The sequence below is a fragment of the Blastococcus sp. SYSU D00820 genome, assembly GCF_054050695.1.
Window position 1 is genome coordinate 180,156 of sequence record NZ_JBJGZW010000004.1, and the last position, 18,182, is coordinate 198,337.

14 protein-coding genes are annotated in these 18,182 nt (G+C 76.3%); 13 read left to right on the forward strand and 1 reads right to left on the reverse strand.

The annotated features are described in order from the left end of the window. Positions 1 to 204: 204 nt before the first annotated feature. From ACI79R_RS07650 to ACI79R_RS07695, 10 genes are all read left to right on the forward strand, one after another. The gene (locus tag ACI79R_RS07650; RefSeq protein ID WP_456572998.1) at positions 205 to 1,830 is read left to right on the forward strand and encodes an ABC transporter substrate-binding protein; all 1,626 of its coding nucleotides are present in this window, start codon (positions 205 to 207) and stop codon (positions 1,828 to 1,830) included. Beyond that, positions 1,830 to 2,786 carry an ABC transporter permease gene (locus ACI79R_RS07655; RefSeq protein ID WP_456572999.1) on the forward strand — a complete coding sequence of 319 codons (957 nt, stop codon included), beginning with the start codon at positions 1,830 to 1,832 and terminating at the stop codon, positions 2,784 to 2,786. Before ACI79R_RS07650 ends, ACI79R_RS07655 begins: the two co-directional genes overlap by 1 nt. After that, entirely contained in the window at positions 2,783 to 3,703 is a 921-nt protein-coding gene (locus ACI79R_RS07660; protein ID WP_456573000.1) for an ABC transporter permease, read from the forward strand. Before ACI79R_RS07655 ends, ACI79R_RS07660 begins: the two co-directional genes overlap by 4 nt. Next, positions 3,700 to 5,358 (forward strand): dipeptide ABC transporter ATP-binding protein, encoded by a 1,659-nt coding sequence (locus ACI79R_RS07665; RefSeq protein ID WP_456573001.1) that lies wholly within the window; start codon positions 3,700 to 3,702, stop codon positions 5,356 to 5,358. The genes ACI79R_RS07660 and ACI79R_RS07665 overlap by 4 nt, the downstream gene beginning before the upstream one ends. After that, positions 5,355 to 6,236 (forward strand): DUF1684 domain-containing protein, encoded by an 882-nt coding sequence (locus tag ACI79R_RS07670; protein ID WP_456573002.1) that lies wholly within the window; start codon positions 5,355 to 5,357, stop codon positions 6,234 to 6,236. The genes ACI79R_RS07665 and ACI79R_RS07670 overlap by 4 nt, the downstream gene beginning before the upstream one ends. Next, entirely contained in the window at positions 6,229 to 7,431 is a 1,203-nt protein-coding gene (locus ACI79R_RS07675) for an LLM class flavin-dependent oxidoreductase (RefSeq protein ID WP_456573003.1), read from the forward strand. The genes ACI79R_RS07670 and ACI79R_RS07675 overlap by 8 nt, the downstream gene beginning before the upstream one ends. Before the next feature lie 8 nt (positions 7,432 to 7,439). Further along, positions 7,440 to 8,804: an NtaA/DmoA family FMN-dependent monooxygenase gene (locus ACI79R_RS07680; protein WP_456573004.1), complete on the forward strand. Its 1,365-nt coding sequence runs from the start codon at positions 7,440 to 7,442 to the stop codon at positions 8,802 to 8,804. Further along, positions 8,801 to 9,862, forward strand: coding sequence for an LLM class flavin-dependent oxidoreductase (locus tag ACI79R_RS07685; RefSeq protein ID WP_456573005.1), 1,062 nt, complete (start codon positions 8,801 to 8,803; stop codon positions 9,860 to 9,862). The genes ACI79R_RS07680 and ACI79R_RS07685 overlap by 4 nt, the downstream gene beginning before the upstream one ends. Beyond that, complete coding sequence (locus ACI79R_RS07690) at positions 9,859 to 11,724, forward strand: FAD/NAD(P)-binding protein (RefSeq protein WP_456573006.1); 1,866 nt, start codon at positions 9,859 to 9,861, stop codon at positions 11,722 to 11,724. The genes ACI79R_RS07685 and ACI79R_RS07690 overlap by 4 nt, the downstream gene beginning before the upstream one ends. Positions 11,725 to 11,840: 116 nt before the next feature. Further along, on the forward strand, positions 11,841 to 13,403 hold the full coding sequence (locus tag ACI79R_RS07695; RefSeq protein WP_456573007.1) for a phospholipase D-like domain-containing protein: 1,563 nt from the start codon (positions 11,841 to 11,843) through the stop codon (positions 13,401 to 13,403). Between the two features lie 21 nt (positions 13,404 to 13,424). On the opposite strand, the gene ACI79R_RS07700 is transcribed toward ACI79R_RS07695, so the two are convergent. Then, entirely contained in the window at positions 13,425 to 14,474 is a 1,050-nt protein-coding gene (locus ACI79R_RS07700) for an NAD(P)H-dependent flavin oxidoreductase (RefSeq protein ID WP_456573008.1), read from the reverse strand. 65 nt (positions 14,475 to 14,539) lie between these two features. On the opposite strand from ACI79R_RS07700, the gene ACI79R_RS07705 reads away from it, so the two are divergent. The 3 genes from ACI79R_RS07705 to ACI79R_RS07715 are packed head-to-tail and all read left to right on the forward strand — an operon-like array spanning position 14,540 to position 18,154. Further along, positions 14,540 to 15,052, forward strand: coding sequence for a 2Fe-2S iron-sulfur cluster-binding protein (locus ACI79R_RS07705; protein WP_456573009.1), 513 nt, complete (start codon positions 14,540 to 14,542; stop codon positions 15,050 to 15,052). Further along, a complete protein-coding gene (locus ACI79R_RS07710) occupies positions 15,049 to 16,059 on the forward strand; it encodes an FAD binding domain-containing protein (RefSeq protein WP_456573010.1) in 1,011 nt (336 codons plus the stop codon). The genes ACI79R_RS07705 and ACI79R_RS07710 overlap by 4 nt, the downstream gene beginning before the upstream one ends. A 1-nt stretch (position 16,060) precedes the next feature. Then, positions 16,061 to 18,154 carry a xanthine dehydrogenase family protein molybdopterin-binding subunit gene (locus ACI79R_RS07715; protein WP_456573011.1) on the forward strand — a complete coding sequence of 698 codons (2,094 nt, stop codon included), beginning with the start codon at positions 16,061 to 16,063 and terminating at the stop codon, positions 18,152 to 18,154. The last annotated feature ends 28 nt before the right edge of the window (positions 18,155 to 18,182 follow it).

The following is an 18,182-nucleotide window of genomic DNA, read 5'->3' on the forward strand; positions in this document are numbered from 1 at the left end:
CGACCTGCAGCTGGTCACCAGCGCCCTCTGTCCCGGCGCCTGACCCCTTCCCGGGCCGGCCCTCCCCGGCGCCCCGCCCGGTTCCCCCGCACCACCCGGCCCCGTCCCCGGTGCCGCACGCCCGCCGTGCGGCACCGGGTCGCGGCTGCCTGCCCACCCCGCTGTCGTGGTCCGCCCACGCACGTCTTCTGGAGAGCCCTCCCCGTGAGCACCGTCCGTCCCCGGCGCCTGCGCGCCGTTCCCACCCTCGCCGCCCCGGCGCTGGCCACCGCCCTCGTGCTGGCCGGCTGCGGCACCGGCAGCTCCGGCGGCGGCGCCGCGGCCGGCGGCGAGCCGCAGTCGGGCGGCACCCTGACCTTCGCCGTCGGATCGGACGCCGGCTGCGTCGACCCCCAGCAGGTCGGCAGCAACGACACCATCTACTCGGTCCGCCAGCTGGTGGACTCCCTCACCGACCAGGACCCCGAGACCGGCGAGATCGTGCCGTGGCTGGCCGAGAGCTGGGAGGTCAGCCCGGACGCGACGACGTTCACCTTCCACCTGCGGCCCGGCGTCACCTTCAGCGACGGCTCCCCGCTGACCGCGCAGGTGGTCAAGGACAACCTCGACGCGATCCCGGGCCTGGGCCCGCTGGCGGGCCTGGCCCGCGGCTACCTGGTCGGCTACACCGGGACGACGGTCGTCGACGACCTCACCGCGCAGATCACCTTCAGCGCGCCCAACGTGCAGTTCCTGCAGGCGACCTCCACGCACTCGCTCGGCCTGGTCTCCTCGGCCAGCGCCGCGCTGCCGCCCGAGCAGCGCTGCGCCGAGGGCATCGCCGGCTCCGGGCCCTTCGTGCTCGAGGACTACGTGCAGAACCAGTCGATCAGCCTGACCAAGCGGACCGGCTACGACTGGGGCTCCTCGCTGTGGGAGAAGGAGGGCGAGGCCTACCTCGACCGGCTGGTCTTCCAGATCGTGCCCGAGGCGGGTGTGCGGACCGGCAGCCTGCAGTCCGGCCAGGTCGACGCCATCGGCAGCGTCGGCCAGGCCGACGAGGCCGCCCTCGAGGGCGCCGGCATCGAGCTGCAGGCGCGGGCCAACCCCGGCGTCGTGTTCAACCTCGGCTTCAACAACTCCCTGCCGCTGCTGGCCGACCCCCGGGTGCGCTCGGCCATCTCGCTGGCCGTGGACCGGCAGGAGATCGTCGACGCGGTCTTCCCGAGCGGCACCGAGCCGGCCTCCAGCCCGCTGGCGCACACCACCCCCGGCTGGACCGACCTCTCCGACTCCCTCGCCACCGACCCCGAGGAGGCGCAGTCGCTGCTCGACGAGGCCGGCTGGGTGCCCGGTGCCGACGGCATCCGCGAGAAGGACGGCGCCCGGCTCAGCCTGGAGGTGCTCTGGGCGCCGGTCGCCGGCACCAACCAGCCGGCGCTGGAGCTGATCCAGCAGCAGCTGCGCGCGGTCGGGGTGGAGCTGACGCTGCGCGAGCAGCCGATCGCCCAGCTGCTGCCGCAGCTGCAGGCCGGGGACTTCCAGGCCGCCTGGGGCAACGTGACCCGCGCCGACGCCGACATCCTGCGGACCCAGTTCTCCTCGGCGCTGTCCAACACCTACCGCGTGCCGGCCGGCGAGCTGGACGAGGTGTTGCTGGAGCAGGCCGCCACCGTCGACCCCGCTCAGCGTGCCGAGCTCGTCGCGCGGGCCCAGCAGCTGCTGGTGGACGAGGCCTACCTGGTGCCGGTGGTCGAGCTGCAGACCACGCTCGGCGTGGCGCCCACGGTGCACGACCTGGCCTTCGACGCCTCCAGCCGGATCCAGCTGCACGACACCTGGAAGTCCTGATGGGCCGGTACGTGCTGCGCCGGCTGGCGCAGGCCGTGGTCGTCCTGTGGGCGGCCTACACCGTCTCCTTCCTGGTGCTCGACGCCCTGCCCGGGGACCCGGTGACGGCGATGGCCAGCGCCGGGATGGACGCCGGCACCGTCGACGAGGAGCAGCTGGCCCAGCTGCGCGCGGAGTACGGCTACGACGACCCGCTGCTGGTCCGCTACCTCACCCACCTCGGCGACGCGGTGACCGGCGACCTGGGCGACTCGGTCGGCACCGGCCGGCCGGTGGTCACCACGCTGGCCGACGCGCTGCCGCCGACGCTGCAGCTGACCGGTGCGGCGCTCACCCTCGCCGTCCTGCTCGGCGGGGGGCTGGCGCTGACCGCCACCTACACGCGGGCCCGCTGGCTGCGGCAGCTGCTGCTGTCGCTGCCGGGCCTCGGGGTCTCGGTGCCCACGTTCTGGGTGGGTCTGGTGCTGGTGCAGGTGCTGTCGTTCCAGCTCGGGCTCTTCCCGGCGTTCGGCAACGCCGGGCCGGCCAGCCTGGTGCTGCCGGCGGTGGCGCTGGCGATCCCGACCGGCGCGCTGGTCGCGCAGGTGCTGGCCAAGAGCCTGCTGACCACGCTGGACGAGCCCTACGTCCAGACGGCGCGGGCCAAGGGCGCCGGCCGGCTGCGGATCCACCTGTCCCACGCGCTGCGCAACGCCTCGCTGCCCGCGCTGACCGTCGTCGGCCTGCTGGCCGGCCAGCTGCTGGCCAACAGCGTCGTCATCGAGACGGTCTTCTCCCGCGACGGCCTGGGCCGGGTCACCGCGGCGGCCGTCGGCTCCCAGGACCTGCCGCTCGTGCAGGGCGTCGTCGTCCTCGGCGCGCTGGTGTTCGTGCTGGTCAACCTGGCCGTCGACCTCGTCTACCCACTGCTGGACCGGCGCATCGTCGTCGCCGGCCCGAGGAGGAGTCCGGCATGACCGACGTCCTCGTCCCGAGCCTGGTCGCCCCGCCGGCGGCCGAGGCCCCGGCCCCGGCGCGGCCGGCGGCGGGAGCGGCCCGCCGGGGCACGCCGCGGCGGCTGCTGCGCTTCCTCGCCCGCCGGCCGGGCCTGGTGCTCTCCGGCGTGCTCGTGCTCCTGGTGGTCACCGCCGCCTTCGCACCCGCGCTGTTCACCTCCGCCGACCCCCTGGTCGGCGAGCCGGCGGACAACTTCGCCGCCCCCGGGGCCGCGCACTGGTTCGGCACCGACGAGCTGGGCCGCGACGTGTTCGCCCGCGTCGTCCACGGCGCGGCGCTGTCGCTCAAGGCCACGCTGATCGCGGTCGCGGTGGCCTTCGTCGTCGGCGGTGCCCTGGGCCTGGTCGCCGGCTTCGTCGGCCGCTGGGTCGAGGACGTGATCATGCGGGTCGTCGACGTCCTGCTGTCGATCCCGGCGCTGTTCCTCTCCCTGGCCCTGGTGACCGCCCTGGGCTACGGCACCGTCGAGGTCGCGATCGCCGTGGGCGTGGCCAGCGTCGCCGGGTTCGCCCGGGTGATGCGCGCCGAGGTGCTGCGGGTGCGCACCGCCGTCTACGTGGAGGCCGCGCGGTCGGCCGGGGTGCGCTGGTACGGCGTCCTCGGGCGGCACGTGCTGCCCAACTCGCTGGGCCCGGTGCTCGTGCTGGCCACCCTCGAGCTGGCCACCGCCGTGCTGGCGGTCTCCTCGCTGAGCTTCCTCGGCTACGGCGCGGCGCCCCCGGCGCCGGAGTGGGGCAACCTGATCTCCGAGGGCCGCAACTACCTGGGCAACGCCTGGTGGCTGTCCACGCTGCCCGGCCTGGTGCTGGCCGGCACCGTGCTGGCGATCAACCGGATCGCCCGGGCGCTGGACGGCGAGTGGGCGGCGACCCGGTGAGCGCGCCGCTGCTGGAGATCCGCGGGCTGACCGTCGCCTACGCCGGCCGCACCGGCCCGGTGGCCGCCGTCCGCGGGGTGGACCTCGACGTCGCCCCGGGCGAGGTCGTCGCGCTCGTCGGCGAGTCCGGCTCGGGCAAGAGCACCACCGCGCACGCCGTGGTGGGCCTGCTGCCGGCCGGCGGCCGGGTGGAGAGCGGGGAGATCCGCTTCGGCGGCCGTGACCTCGCCGGCGCGACGGAGCGGGAGCTGCGGGCCGTCCGCGGCGCCCGGATCGGCCTGGTGCCCCAGGACCCGACCGTGTCGCTCAACCCGACCAAGCGGATCGGCGCGCAGGTGGCCGAGGTGCTGCGGGTGCACGGCCTGGCCGGCCGGCGGCCGGCCGCGGCGCGCGCCGTGGAGCTGCTGGAGCTGGCCGGGCTGTCGGAGCCGGCGGTGCGGGCGCGGCAGTTCCCGCACGAGCTGTCCGGGGGCATGCGGCAGCGGGCGCTGATCGCCGTCGCCATCGCCGCCGGGCCGCAGCTGCTCATCGCCGACGAGCCGACCAGCGCGCTCGACGTGACCGTGCAGAAGCGGATCCTCGACCACCTGGACTCGCTGACCGCCGAGCTCGGCATGGCGGTCCTGCTGGTCACCCACGACCTCGGCGTGGCCGCGGACCGGGCCGACCGGGTCGCGGTGATGTCGGAGGGGCGGATCGTCGAGACCGGCCCCACGGCGCAGGTGCTCACCGCTCCGCGCGACCCCTACACCCGCCGGCTGCTGGCCAGCGCACCCAGCCTGGCCGCCGTCCGGTCCGCGCCGGTCGCGGTGGCCGACCGGGACGCGGAGCCGGCGAGCTCCGCGCGGCCGCTGGTGGTCGTCGAGGGCCTCGGCAAGGACTTCCCGCTGCCCCGGACCGCCGGCGGCGCCCGGGTGCTGTCCGCCGTCGCCGGCGTCGGGTTCACCGTCGAGCGCGGGCGCACCCTCGCGCTGGTCGGGGAGTCCGGCTCGGGCAAGTCCACGACCGCCCGGATGCTCCTCGGGCTGACCCGGCCCACGGCGGGGCGGGTGCTTTTCGACGGCGAGGACGTCACCGCCGCCCGCGGGGCGGACCTGCGCCGGCTGCGCCGCCGGGCCCAGCTGGTCTACCAGAACCCCTACGCGTCGCTGGACCCGCGGTTCTCCATCGAGGAGGTCGTCACCGAGCCGCTGCGCGCCTTCGGCGTCGGCGACCGGGCAGCGCGCACCGCCCGGGCCCGCGAGCTGCTGGAGCGGGTCTCGCTGCCCGCCACGGTGCTCGGCCGCCGGCCCGCCGAGCTCTCCGGCGGCCAGCGGCAGCGGGTGGCGATCGCCCGGGCGCTGGCGCTCTCCCCGGAGCTCGTCGTCTGCGACGAGCCGGTCTCGGCGCTGGACGTCTCGGTGCAGGCGCAGGTGCTCGACCTGCTCGCCGAGCTGCAGGCCGGCACCGGCGTGTCCTACCTGTTCATCTCCCACGACCTCGCGGTGGTGCGCCAGGTGGCGCACTCCGTGGTGGTCCTGCGGGCCGGCCGGGTCGTCGAGTCCGGCCCCACCGCCCGCCTGTTCGAGCAGCCCACCCACGAGTACACGCGCGAGCTGCTGGCCGCCATCCCCGGCGCCGGCGCCCCCGTCCCGACCCCCGGAGGTCCCCGATGACCGCGAGTCCCCTCACCACCGACACCGACACCGGCACCGGCACCGGCACCGGGAGCGACTTCGCCCGCGCCTGGGCGGAGTGGCACGAGCAGAAGGAGGCCGCCCTCACCGCGCCGCACGGCTTCCTCGCCGTCACCGCGCTGTCCTGGCTGGGCGGGACGCCGCAGCGGGTGCCCGGCGCCCCCGGGTCGTGGTCGGACGGGCTGCGCGGCGTCGTGGTCACCCTCGGCGCCGGCGAGGAGCTCCTCGTCGACGGCGAGCCGGTGCGGGGGGAGCACGTCTTCGGCGCGCTGGGGCTGCGGGAGAGCGTGCTGACCCGGTCCGGCGACACCGTCGTCGAGCTCGCCGAGCGCGGCGGCCGCCACGTCGTCCGCCCGCGCGATCCGCGCTCGCCGCTGCGGCTGGGCCACCCCGGGACGCCGGCCTACCCGGCCGACCCCCGGTGGGTCGTCGAGGGCCGGTTCGAGCCGTTCGACGTCCCGCGGCCGACCGCCGTGGACGGCGCGGTCGAGGGCGTGCGGCACGTCTACGACGCCCCCGGCGTGGTGCGGTTCGTGCTCGACGGGCAGGAGCACGCGCTGACCGCGTTCCCGGGGCACGAGCCCGGCGGCCTGCTCCTGCTGTTCTCCGACGCCACCTCCGGCGACACCACCTACGCCTTCCGTTCGCTGGCCGCCGGCCCGCCGGACGGCGCCGGCCGGCTGGTCCTCGACTTCAACCGGGCGGTCAACCTGCCCTGCGCCTACACCGACCTGGCCACCTGCCCGCTGCCGCCGGCCGGCAACCGCCTGCCGCTCGCCGTCGAGGCCGGCGAGCGCACCCCGCTGACCCGCGGCCTGGCCCGCGCGACCGAGAACGGAGCGGTCCTCGATGCCTGAGCACCTGCACCTGGCGGTGGCACTGGACGGCGCCGGCTGGCACCCGGCCGCCTGGCGCGAGCCCTGCGCCCGCCCGGCCGACCTGTTCACCGCCGGCTACTGGACCGACCTGGTGCGCGAGGCCGAGCGCGGCCTGCTGGACCTGGTGACGCTGGAGGACGGCTTCGCCCTGCAGTCCGACGACCCGTGGACCGCCGACGAGCGCACCGACCGGGTGCGCGGCCGGCTGGACGCCGTCCAGGTCGCCGCCCGCGTCGCGCCGCTGACCCGCGGCATCGGCCTGGTGCCGACGGCGGTGGTCACGCACACCGAGCCGTTCCACCTGTCCAAGGCCGTCGCCACCCTGGACTACGTGAGCACCGGCCGGGCCGGTGTGCGCGTGCGGGTGAGCACCGGTGCCGCCGAGTACGCCCACGTGGGCCGGCGCCCGGCGCCGGCGTTCGACCGCGACGCCTCCGACACCCCCGAGGTGCAGCAGGTGGTGCGCGAGCTGTTCGGCGAGGCCGGCGACTGGATCGAGGTGGTCCGCCGGCTCTGGGACAGCTGGGAGGACGACGCCGAGATCCGCGACGCGGCCACCGGCCGGTTCGTCGACCGCGACAAGCTCCACCCCATCGGCTTCGCGGGCCGGCACTTCTCCGTCCGCGGGCCCTCCATCACGCCGCGACCGCCGCAGGGCCAGCCGGTGGTGGCCGCGCTGGCGCACTCGACGGTGCCCTACGAGCTGGTCGCCGGGCACGCCGACGTCGGCTTCGTGACCCCGCGCGACGCCGCCGACGCCGCGGCGATCGTCGGGGAGGTCCGCGACCTGCAGCGGGCGGCCGGCCGGGCGGGGGAGACCGTGCACGTCTTCGGCGACCTGGTCGTCGTCCTCGACGACGACCCGGCCGCCGCGGCCGCCCGGCTGCGCCGGCTGGACGACGTCGCCGGCGCCGCCTACCGCAGCGACGCCCGTGTCTTCACCGGCTCGGCGGCCCAGCTGGCCGACCTGCTCACCGAGTGGGCCGCCGCCGGGCTGACCGGCTTCCGGCTGCGCCCGGCCACCCTGCCGCACGACCTGGCACAGGTGACCGGCCGGCTGGTGCCCGAGCTGCAGCGCCGCGGGCTGTTCCGCACCGCCTACGAGGCGCCCACCCTGCGCGGGCTGCTCGGCCTGCCCCGCCCGGCCAACCGCTACGCGACCGCGACCGCCTGAGGACCCCCATGACCAAGCAGATCCACCTCGCCGCGCACTTCCCCGGCGTCAACAACACCACCGTGTGGAGCGACCCCGCGGCCGGCAGCCACATCGAGTTCTCCTCCTTCGTGCAGATGGCGCAGACCGCCGAGCGGGGGAGGTTCGACTTCTTCTTCCTCGCCGAGGGCCTGCGGCTGCGCGAGCACAAGGGGCAGATCCACGACCTCGACGTCGTCGGCCGGCCGGACACCTTCACCGTGCTGGCCGCCCTCGCCGCGGTCACCGACCGGCTGGGCCTCACCGGCACGATCAACTCGACCTTCAACGAGCCCTACGAGGTGGCCCGCCAGTTCGCCACCCTCGACCACCTCTCCGCCGGCCGCGCCGCCTGGAACGTCGTCACCTCGTGGGACGCCTTCACCGGGGAGAACTTCCGGCGCGGCGGCTTCCTCGCCCAGGACCAGCGCTACGAGCGGGCACGCACGTTCCTGCAGACGGTGATGGAGCTGGCCGACTCCTGGCGCGGCGACGAGATCGTGGCCGATCAGGAGTCCGGGGTCTTCCTCCGCGACGCGCAGGCCGGCCGGTTCACCCACTCCGACGCCCACTTCGACATTGCCGGCCGGTTCGACGTGCCCCGCAGCCCGCAGGGCCGGCCGGTCGTGTTCCAGGCCGGGGACTCCGAGGAGGGCCGGGAGTTCGCCGCCTCCAGCGCCGACGCCATCTTCAGCCGGCACGGCACCCGCGAGGCCGGCCAGGCCTTCTACACCGACGTCAAGTCGCGGCTGGCCGCGTACGGCCGCACCCGCGACGAGCTGCTGATCCTCCCCGCGGCCACCTTCGTGCTCGGCGACACCGACGCCGAGGCTGCCGAGCTGGCCCATCACGTCCGGCTGCAGCAGGTCTCGGGGCAGACCGCGCTGCAGTGGCTGGAGGGGGTGTGGAACCGCGACCTGTCCGGCTACGACCCCGACGGCCCGCTGCCCGACGTCGAGCCTGTGGTCGGCGAGGAGGCGCTGGCCCAGGGCCGGGCGAGCGTGCGGATGTACCGCGACCCGCGGGCCACCGCCCGGGAGTGGCGGGAGCTGGCCGAGGCCAAGCGGCTGTCGATCCGCGAGCTGGTCGTCGAGGTCACCGGCCGGCAGACCTTCATCGGCAGCGCGGCCACGGTGGCGGCCACGATCGACGACCTCGTGCAGTCCGACGCCAGCGACGGCTTCATCCTCGTCCCGCACATCACCCCCGGCGGGCTGGACCCGTTCGTCGACACCGTCGTCCCGCTGCTGCAGGAGCGCGGGGTGTTCCGCACCGAGTACGAGGGCGAGACGCTGCGCGACCACCTGGGCCTGGCGCACCCGGCTCCGCGGGTGCCGGCGGCGAGCGCCCGGTGAAGCTGCTCGCCGCCGACCTGGTGCTCAACGCCCCCGACCCGGGAACCGGGCGGGTGCCCGATCCGCACGAGCGGCTCGCCGAGGCGGTGCGCGGTGCGGTCTGGGCCGAGCAGGCCGGCTTCGACGCCGTCGGCATCGGGGAGCGGCACGCCGCGCCGTTCCTCTCCTCCTCGCCCACGGTGCTGCTGGCCACCATCGCCGCGCAGACGGAGCGGGTGCGGCTGGTCAGCACGGTCACCGTGCTGCCGCTGCTGGACCCGGTCCGGGTGGCCGAGGACTACGCCACGATCGACTCCCTCTCCGGCGGCCGGGTCGACCTGGTCATCGGCAAGGGCAACGACCCCGTGCAGAACCGGCTGTTCGGCTACGACCTCGACGACCAGTGGCGGCTCAACCGCGAGAAGTACGAGCTGCTGCGCCGGCTGTGGCACGAGGAGGAGGTCACCTGGTCGGGCTCGGTGCGCCCGCCGCTGGAGCGGGCGACCACGCTGCCCCGGCCGCGGCAGCAGCCGATCCCGGTCTGGCACGGCAGCGCGTCGTCCACCGAGTCCACCGAGCTCGCCGCCCGCTTCGGCGAGCCGGTGTTCAGCGCCAACGCCTTCCACCCGACCAAGAAGTACACCGAGCTGGTGCGGCACTACCGGGAGCGGCTGGCCGCGCACGGGCACGACCCCGCCTGCGGCGTCGTCGGCGTCGGCTGCGGCGGGGTGTACGTCAGCGAGCGCAGCCAGGACGCCGTCGACGTGATGCGCCCGCGCTACGAGGCGTTCCTCGCCACCCCGGCCGCGCAGCACAACGCGCCGGAGTTCACCACCGTCGAGGACGCGATCGAGCGCGGGCCGCTGCTGGTCGGCAGCCCGCAGCAGATCGTGGAGAAGCTGGCCCGCTGGGACGAGGAGTTCGGCGGCGTCGAGGTGCTGCAGCTGGGCCTGCAGGGGATCGGCGTCCCCGCGGCCGAGCACCGGGCCACCCTCGAGCTGTTCCTCGACCGGGTGGCCCCGGTGCTGCGGGCGGAGCTGCCCAGCCGGGTCTGGCCCGACACGGAGGTGACCGGGTGAGCCGTTCCGCGCTGTGCGTCGTCGGGGCCGGCCCCACCGCGGTCAGCGTGCTCGAGCGGCTGCTGGCCAACGCGCCGGAGCTGGCCACCGGCGACCGGCTCACCGTGCACCTGGTGGATCCGTACCCGCCGGGCGGCGGCCGGGTGTGGCGGGCCGGGCAGCCGGACCTGCTCTGGGCCAACTCCCTGGCCGGCGACATCACGCTGCTGCCCGACCCCTCGGTCACCGCGGAGGGCCCGGTGGGGGAGGGCACCACCCTGCTGCAGTGGGCGCAGCGGACCGGTCGCCCGCTGACCGCGGGGTCCTTCCCGTCGCGGCCGGTGGTCAACGCCTACCTGAGCTGGGTGCTGGCCCGGGTGGTCGACGCGCTCGCCCCCTGGGCCGACGTGCGGGTGCACGCCACCACCGCGGTCGACGTCCGCAGCGGGGACGACGGCGCCGAGGTGCTGCTCGCCGACGGCGGCCGGCTCGCCGTCGACACGGTGGTGCTGGCCCAGGGGCACCTGCCCGCCCGCCCCACGGCCGCGGAGCGGGCGACCGCCGCGGCGGCGGCCCGGGCCGGGCTGCGGTACCTGCCGACCGGTTACACCGCCGACGTCGACCTCTCCGCGCTCGCGCCGGGGGAGGACGTGCTGGTGCGGGGCGCGGGCCTGGCGTTCGTCGACCTCGCCGTCCTGCTCACCTCCGGGCGCGGCGGCCGCTTCGAGCGGGGGGACGACGGCCGGCTGCGCTACCGGCCCTCGGGCCGCGAGCCGGTGCTGCACGTCGGCTCCCGGCGTGGCGTGCCCTACCGGTCCAAGCTCGGCTACGCCTGGGGCGGGCCGCCGGTGCCGCTGCGCTTCCTCACCCAGGACGCGCTGGAGGAGACCTTCGGGTCCACCCGCCGGCTGGATCTGCGTGCCGACCTCGGCCCCCTGCTGGCCCGGGAGCTGGCCTGGGCGCACTACACCGAGCTGTTCCGCGCGGCGCCCGAGCGGACCCGGCTGCCGTGGGCGGAGTTCGCCGAGCGGTTCCCGACCGCCGGCCCGGCCGAGGAACGCGCCCTGGTGGCCGAGGCGGTGCCCGACCCGGCCGACCGGTTCGACCTCGCCGCGCTCGACCGCCCCCTGGCCGGCCGGGTCTTCGCCGATGCGGACGCGCTGCAGGAGGCGGTGCGGGCCCACGTCCGCGCCGACCTCGCCCGCGCCGCGGATCCGCGGTCCAGCTGGGACGCCGCGGTCTTCGTCGCGCTGCTGCAGAGCTACGGCGCCGTGGCCGGCCTGCTCGCCGCCGGCCGGCTCACCGCCGAGGCCGAGAGCGAGCAGCTCCCCGGCTGGTTCCTGAACCTGTTCAGCTACCTCGCCAGCGGCCCGCCCGGCCCGCGCCTGGAGGAGCTGCTCGCGCTGTCGGAGACCGGGGTGCTGCGCTTCCTCGGCGCCGACGCGGCCGTCGTGCTCGACGAGGGGGCCGGCGTCTTCCGGGCCCGCTCGGCGGGCTGCTCCGGCGAGACGGTCGCCCGGGTGCTGGTCGAGGCCCGGCTGCCGGCCGCCGACGTCGCCGCCACGACCGATCCGCTGGTGCGGGGCCTGCTGGGCCGGGGCGCCGCCCGCGAGCGGGTGCTGGACGACCCGGCGGCCCCGGCGGGGGTGCGGCGGACCGGCCGGCTCGACGTCGACGGCGAGCTGCGGGTGCTGCGCCGCTCGGGCGTCGCCGATCCCCGGGTGTTCGCCCTCGGCGCCTGGACGTCGGGCCCGCCGGTGGCCGGCTTCTCCCGGCCGCGGACGAACGCGCCGCTGTTCCGCACCACCGACGCGCTGGCCCGCCGGGTGTGGCGGGTGCTGTCGGCCACGGGGGCGGAGCGGGTGACCGCGGAGGTGGCCTGACGGCCGCCTCGAGGTCGTCGGGCGGGACGGGCGGCATCGGCACCAGGGGCGGGTCGACGTCGCCGAGCCGGGTGGCGGCGACCCCGGCGAGCAGGCAGAGCAGGCAAGATGCTCCGATGCACTCCGACGGCTCCGGCACCACGACCTCTCCCGGTCTCCGGCTCCCGGCGCCCCGTCCCGCGGTCGAGCCGCAGCCGGCCGGCGCCTCCGCGGACCGGCTCCTCGTCCCCGGCGAGACCTGCTGGCGGGTCGAGCGGGCCGACCGGTTCGCCGTCTTCGTCGACGCCGCCGACTACTTCGCCACGCTGAAGCGGGCGCTGCTCGGGGCCCGCCGCCGGGTGCTGCTGATCGGCTGGGACTTCGACCCGCGCATCCGGATGGACCCGCGCAGCCCCGGCCGCGCCCGCGACGACCGGCTGGGGCGGGTGCTCGAGGCCGCCGTGCGCGCCAACCCGGAGCTGGAGATCGGCGTCCTCATGTGGGACATGGGCATGGCGGTCGGGCTCGGGCGCGGCCTGGTGCCCATCGTGCTGCTCGGCCGGCGCGCGCCCGACCGGCTGACCTTCACCGTCGACACCCACCATCCCGTCGGCGGCGCGCACCACCAGAAGATCGTGGTCATCGACGACTGCCTGGCCTTCGCCGGCGGCATCGATGTCACCGCCGACCGCTGGGACACCCCCGAGCACCCCGACTCCTCCCGGCGGCGCGCCCGCCCCGGATCGCGCCGCGACATGGGCCCCTGGCACGACGTCACGAGCCTGGTCGACGGCGCGGCGGCGCGGGCGATCGGCGACCTGGCCCGCGAGCGGTGGGAGAGCGCCAAGGGGGAGCGGCTGGAGCCGGTGTCCGGCGTGCAGCCCTGCTGGCCCGACGGCGTGGAGCCGCTGCTCACCGACGTGGACGTCGCCGTCTCCCGCACCCGCCCGGAGCACGGGGGCACCTCGCTGGTGCACGAGATCGAGCTGCTGTGGCTCGCGGTGATCGCCGGCGCCCGGCACAGCGTCTACATCGAGACCCAGTACTTCGCCAACCGCCGGGTGGCCGAGGCGATCGCCGCCCGGCTCCAGGAGCCCGACGGGCCGGAGTTCGTGGTCGTCAACCCGCACGAGGCGTGGGGCTGGCTGGAGGAGAAGGCGATGGGCAGCGCCCGGGCGGCGCTGCTGGACCTCGTGCGGGAGGCCGACCGGTACGACCGCTTCCGCCTCTACGTGCCGGTCACCGGGTCGCGGCGGCCGGTGTACGTGCACGCGAAGGTGACCGTCGTGGACGACCGGCTGCTGCGCATCGGCTCGTCCAACCTCAACAACCGGTCGATGGGGCTGGACACCGAGTGCGACCTGAGCATCGAGGTGGACGAGGACTCCCCGGAGCGGGAGACGCTCGCGGCCGCGGTGCTCGGCATGCGGCACCGGCTGCTCGGCGAGCACCTCGGCGTGCCGCCGGAGGAGGTGGCCGCCGCCGTCGAGCGGGCGGGCGGCTCGCTGGTCGCCGCGATCGAGGAGCTGCGCCGCCCCACCGGCCGGTCGCTGGTGCCCTTCGACCCGCCGGACCTCGGGCCGGTGGGCCGCACCCTCGCCGACACGCGGCTCCTGGACGCCGAGCGGACGCCGAACCGGTGGCAGCGGGTGCGCAGCGCCTTCGGCCGGCGGCGCCGGCACCGGCCCGTCGCCGGCTGACCCCGGCCGGCCACGGGCGGGTCAGAACCGGGCGGCGTCCAGCGCCTCGCGGGCCTCGGCAGCCAGCCGGCGGACCAGCTCGCCGGCCGGCACCGCCTCGGCCAGCCGGTGCGCCTGGCCGGCCCACAGGTGCATGCCCTCGGCGTTCCCGGCGGCGCGGGCCTGCGCGCGCAGCGGCGCGGTGAGGAAGTGCAGCTCGGGATAGGCGGCGGGGGCGTCGGCGGGCAGCTCCCGCACCGCGCGGTTGACCAGCGCGCGGGCGGCGCGGCCGGTGAAGACGCGGGTGACCGCGGTCGGCCGGTCCTCGGTCAGCGCGGCGGCGTGCGGCGGCGCGGTGCCGGCCTCGGGAGTGCGCAGGAACGCCGTCCCGAGCTGGGCCAGCGACGCCCCGGCGGCCAGCGCGGCGGCCACCCCGCGCCCGTCGGCGAGCCCGCCGGCGGCGACCAGCGGCCGGTCGGAGACCCGGCGGACCAGCGCCAGCAGCGGCAGCAGGCCCAGCTGCTCGGGCTCGTCGTCCCCGGTGCCGCCGCGGTGCCCGCCGGCCTCCCAGCCCTGCACCACCAGCGCGTCGGCGCCCGCCGCGGTGGCCGCGGCCGCGTCGGCGGGGGAGGTGACGGTGATCCAGACGGCGACCCCGGCGTCGTGCAGGGCGGCGACCGACTCCGCCGGCGGCAGCCCGAAGGCGAAGGAGACGACGGCCGGCCGCAGGCCGGCCAGGAGCGCGACCTTGGCCGCGTGGTCGTCGTCGGTCGACCGGGCGGCACCTGGCTCTGCCGTTATCCCCAACTGACGTGCGTGCCGGGCCAGTGCGGCGGCGTACGCCGGCACCCGCGCCACCTCCTGCTCCGACGCCGGGGTCGGGCAGAAGACGTTGACCAGGAACGGCGCGGCGGTGCGGTCGCGCAGCCGCCCGACCTCCTCGGCCACCGCCTCGACGGGCCGGTAGCCGGCGGCGAGGGAGCCGAGCCCGCCCGCGCCGCAGACGGCGGCGGCGAGGTCGACCGTCGACGGGCCGCCGGCCATCGGCGCGGCGACGACGCGGGCGGGCACGGGCGGCAGGGGGAGGGGCACGGGGCCACCCTGGCAGAGCCCGGCCCGGGTTTGCCGCCCCCCGGGGCCGGGGCACGGCGGTCGCCATGGACGCCGAGATCTCGCTGACCGTCGACGGCGCTCCCCGTCGCCTGACGGTCGACACGCGCACGACGCTGCTGGACGCGCTGCGCGAGCGGCTGGGCAACACCAGCCCGAAGAAGGGCTGCGACCACGGCCAGTGCGGCGCGTGCACCGTCCTGCTCGACGGGGAGCGGGCGCTGTCGTGCCTGGCCCTGGCGGTGGCCCACGACGGCGCCGCCGTGACCACGGCCGACGGCCTGGCCCCCGAGGGCGAGCTCCACCCCGTGCAGCAGGCCTTCCTCGACCGCGACGCCCTGCAGTGCGGGTACTGCACCCCCGGCCAGGTCTGCTCCGCGGTGGGCGTGCTGGAGGAGGTGCGGCGCGGCTGGCCCAGCACCGTCACCGCGGACCTCACCGCGGCCCCCGAGCTGTCGCACGACGAGGTGGCCGAGCGGATGAGCGGCAACCTCTGCCGCTGCGCGGCCTACGTCAACATCGTCCCGGCGGTGCAGCAGGCGGGCGGGGTCGCGCCGTGAAGCCGTTCGCCTTCGCCCGCCCGGCCGACGTCGCCGAGGCGGTGCGCACCGTGGCCGCCGAGCCGAACGCCGTCTTCCTCGGCGGCGGTACCAACCTCGTCGACCACCTGAAGCTGGGCGTCGCCCGGCCCGACCTCGTGGTCGACGTCCGGCGGCTGACCTCCCGGGAGATCACCGACCTCGACGACGGCGGGCTGCGGATCGGCGCGGCGGTCACCAACAGCGAGGTGGCCGCCGACCGGCGGGTCCGCGAGCGCTGGCCGGTGCTGGCGCAGGCGCTCCTCGCCGGTGCCAACGGGCAGCTGCGCAACCTGGCCACCACCGGCGGCAATCCGCTGCAGCGCACCCGCTGCGTCTACTTCCAGGACGTCACCACGCCCTGCAACAAGCGCGAGCCCGGCAGCGGCTGTTCGGCGGTCGGCGGCTACACCCGTTACCACGCCGTCCTCGGGGTGCCCTCGGCCCTGCCCGACCCCGCGGCGCCGGAGACCTGCATCGCGACCCATCCCTCGGACATGGCGGTCGCGCTGGCCGCCCTCGACGCGCGGGTGCACGTGCAGGGCCCGTCCGGCGCCCGGGTCGTGCCCTTCGCCGAGCTGCACCGGCTGCCCGGTGCCGACCCCTCCCGCGACACGGTCCTCGCGCACGGCGAGCTGATCACCGCCATCGACGTGCCCCCGCTGCCGGCCGGCGCCCGCTCGGCGTACCGCAAGGTCCGCGACCGGGCCTCCTACGCCTTCGCGCTGGTGTCGGTGGCGGCGGTGGTCGCGGGGGACGACGTCCGCATCGCCCTGGGCGGCATGGCGCACAAGCCGTGGCGGGCCACCCGCGCGGAGGAGCTGCTGCGCGGCGGCCCGCTGGGCGACGGCGCCGTCCGCCACGCGATGGAGGTGGAGCTCACCGCGGCCCAGCCGCAGCCGGGCATCGACGGCGGCAACGGCTTCAAGATCTCCCTGGCCACGCGCACCGCCGTCGCCGTCCTGCGCGACCTGACCCGGGAGGGCTGACATGACCGAGCTGCTGGAGCCCCGGGCCATCGGCCGGGCCGTGGTCCGCCGCGACGGGGAGCGCAAGGTGCGCGGCACCGCCGTCTACGCCTACGAGACGCCCGTGGAGCGGCCGGCCTACGCCCATCCCGTGCAGGCGACGATCGCCCGCGGCCGGGTGACCGGGATCGATGTCTCGGCCGCCGAGGCCCTGGACGGCGTGCTCGCCGTGCTCACCCACGAGAACGCCGAGCGGCTGGCCTCCACCGAGGACCGGGAGTTCGCCGTCCTCCAGTCCGACGAGGTCGCCTTCCGCGGCCAGCTGGTCGGCGTCGTGCTCGCCGAGACCAGCGAGCTGGCCCGCCAGGCCGCCGACCTGGTCGCGGTGACCTACGCCGAGGAGGAGCACGACAGCGCCCTGGCCGTCGACCACCCGGCGCTGTACAAGCCCGAGAAGGTCAACCCCGGGTTCGAGACCGACACCGCCGAGGGCGACGTCGCCGCCGCCATGGCCACCGCGCACGCGACGGTGGAGCAGACCTACTCGACGGCGATGGTCCACAACAACCCGCTGGAGCCGCACGCCTCGACCGCGCTCTGGGATCCCGCCGCCGAGGTGCCGCTCACCCTCTGGGACTCCACCCAGGGCGTGCACCCCGACCGGGCCGCCGTCTCGAAGGTGTTCGGCCTGGAGAAGGAGCAGGTGCGGGTGGTCTGCCCCTACGTGGGCGGGGGCTTCGGCTCCAAGGGCACGCCGCACGCCAACGTGATGCTCGTGGTGCTGGCGGCGCGGGCGCTGCCCGGCCGGCCGGTCAAGCTGGCGCTGACCCGGCAGCAGATGTTCTCCCTCGCCGGCTACCGGACGCCGACCATCCAGCGGATGCAGGTGGCCGCCGACCGCACCGGGCGGCTGTCGGCGATCGCGATCGACGTCGTCGAGCAGACCTCGCGGATCAAGGAGTTCGCCGAGCAGACCGGCGTGCCCACCCGGATGATGTACGCCGCGCCGAACCGGCGGACGACGCACCGGCTGGCGCCGCTCGACGTCCCGGTGCCGTCGTGGTTCCGGGCGCCGGGGGAGTGCCCCGGCATGTTCGGCCCCGAGGTGGCGCTCGACGAGCTGGCCGAGCAGCTGGGCATCGATCCGGTCGAGCTGCGGATCCGCAACGACCCGGAGGTGGACCCCGAGACCGGCAAGCCGTGGTCCAGCCGGCACCTGGTGGAGTGCCTGCGCGAGGGCGCGGCGCGGTTCGGCTGGGCCGACCGGCCCCCGGCCCGCCACCGGGACGGCGACTGGCTCGTCGGCACCGGTGTGGCGTCCTCGGTCTACCCGACGATGCGCCAGGCGACGTCGGACGCGGCGGTCCGCTTCGAGGCCGGCCGCTACGTCGTCGAGATCGGCGCGGCCGACCTCGGCACCGGCGCCTGGACGGTGCTGCCGCAGATCGCCGCCGACGCCCTGGACGTGCCGGTCGACGACGTGGAGGTGCGGATCGGCGACACCCGGTACCCGATCGCCTCCGTGGCCGGCGGTAGCTCGGGCACCAACACCTGGGGCTCGGCGATCACCGTCGCCGCCCGCGAGTTCCGCGGCAAGTACGGCGCCGACCCCCGCGACGGCGACGAGGTCACCGGCTCGGTGGACCAGGCCGCCCAGGACGACGAGCACGCCGCCTACGCCTTCGGCGCGCAGTTCGCCGAGGTCCGGGTGCACGCCGACACCGGCGAGATCCGGGTGCCCCGGCTCTACGGGGTCTTCGCCGCAGGCCGGATCGTCAATCCGCGCACCGCGCGCTCCCAGTTCATCGGCGGCATGACCATGGGGCTGTCGATGGCGCTGCACGAGAACAGCGTGTGGGACCCGCGGATCGGCCAGGTCGCCAACCACGACCTCGCCGAGTACCACATCACGGTCAACGCCGACGTCGGTGACGTGCAGGCGCACTGGCTCGACGAGCACGACCCGTACGTCAACGCGATGGGCAGCAAGGGCATCGGCGAGATCGGCATCACCGGCACCGCCGCGGCGGTGGTCAACGCGGTGCACCGGGCCACCGGCATCCGGGTCCGCGACCTGCCGGTGACCCTCGACAAGCTGCTGCCCGGCCTGGACTGAGGATCCCCGGTCCCGGGGGAGGTGCACC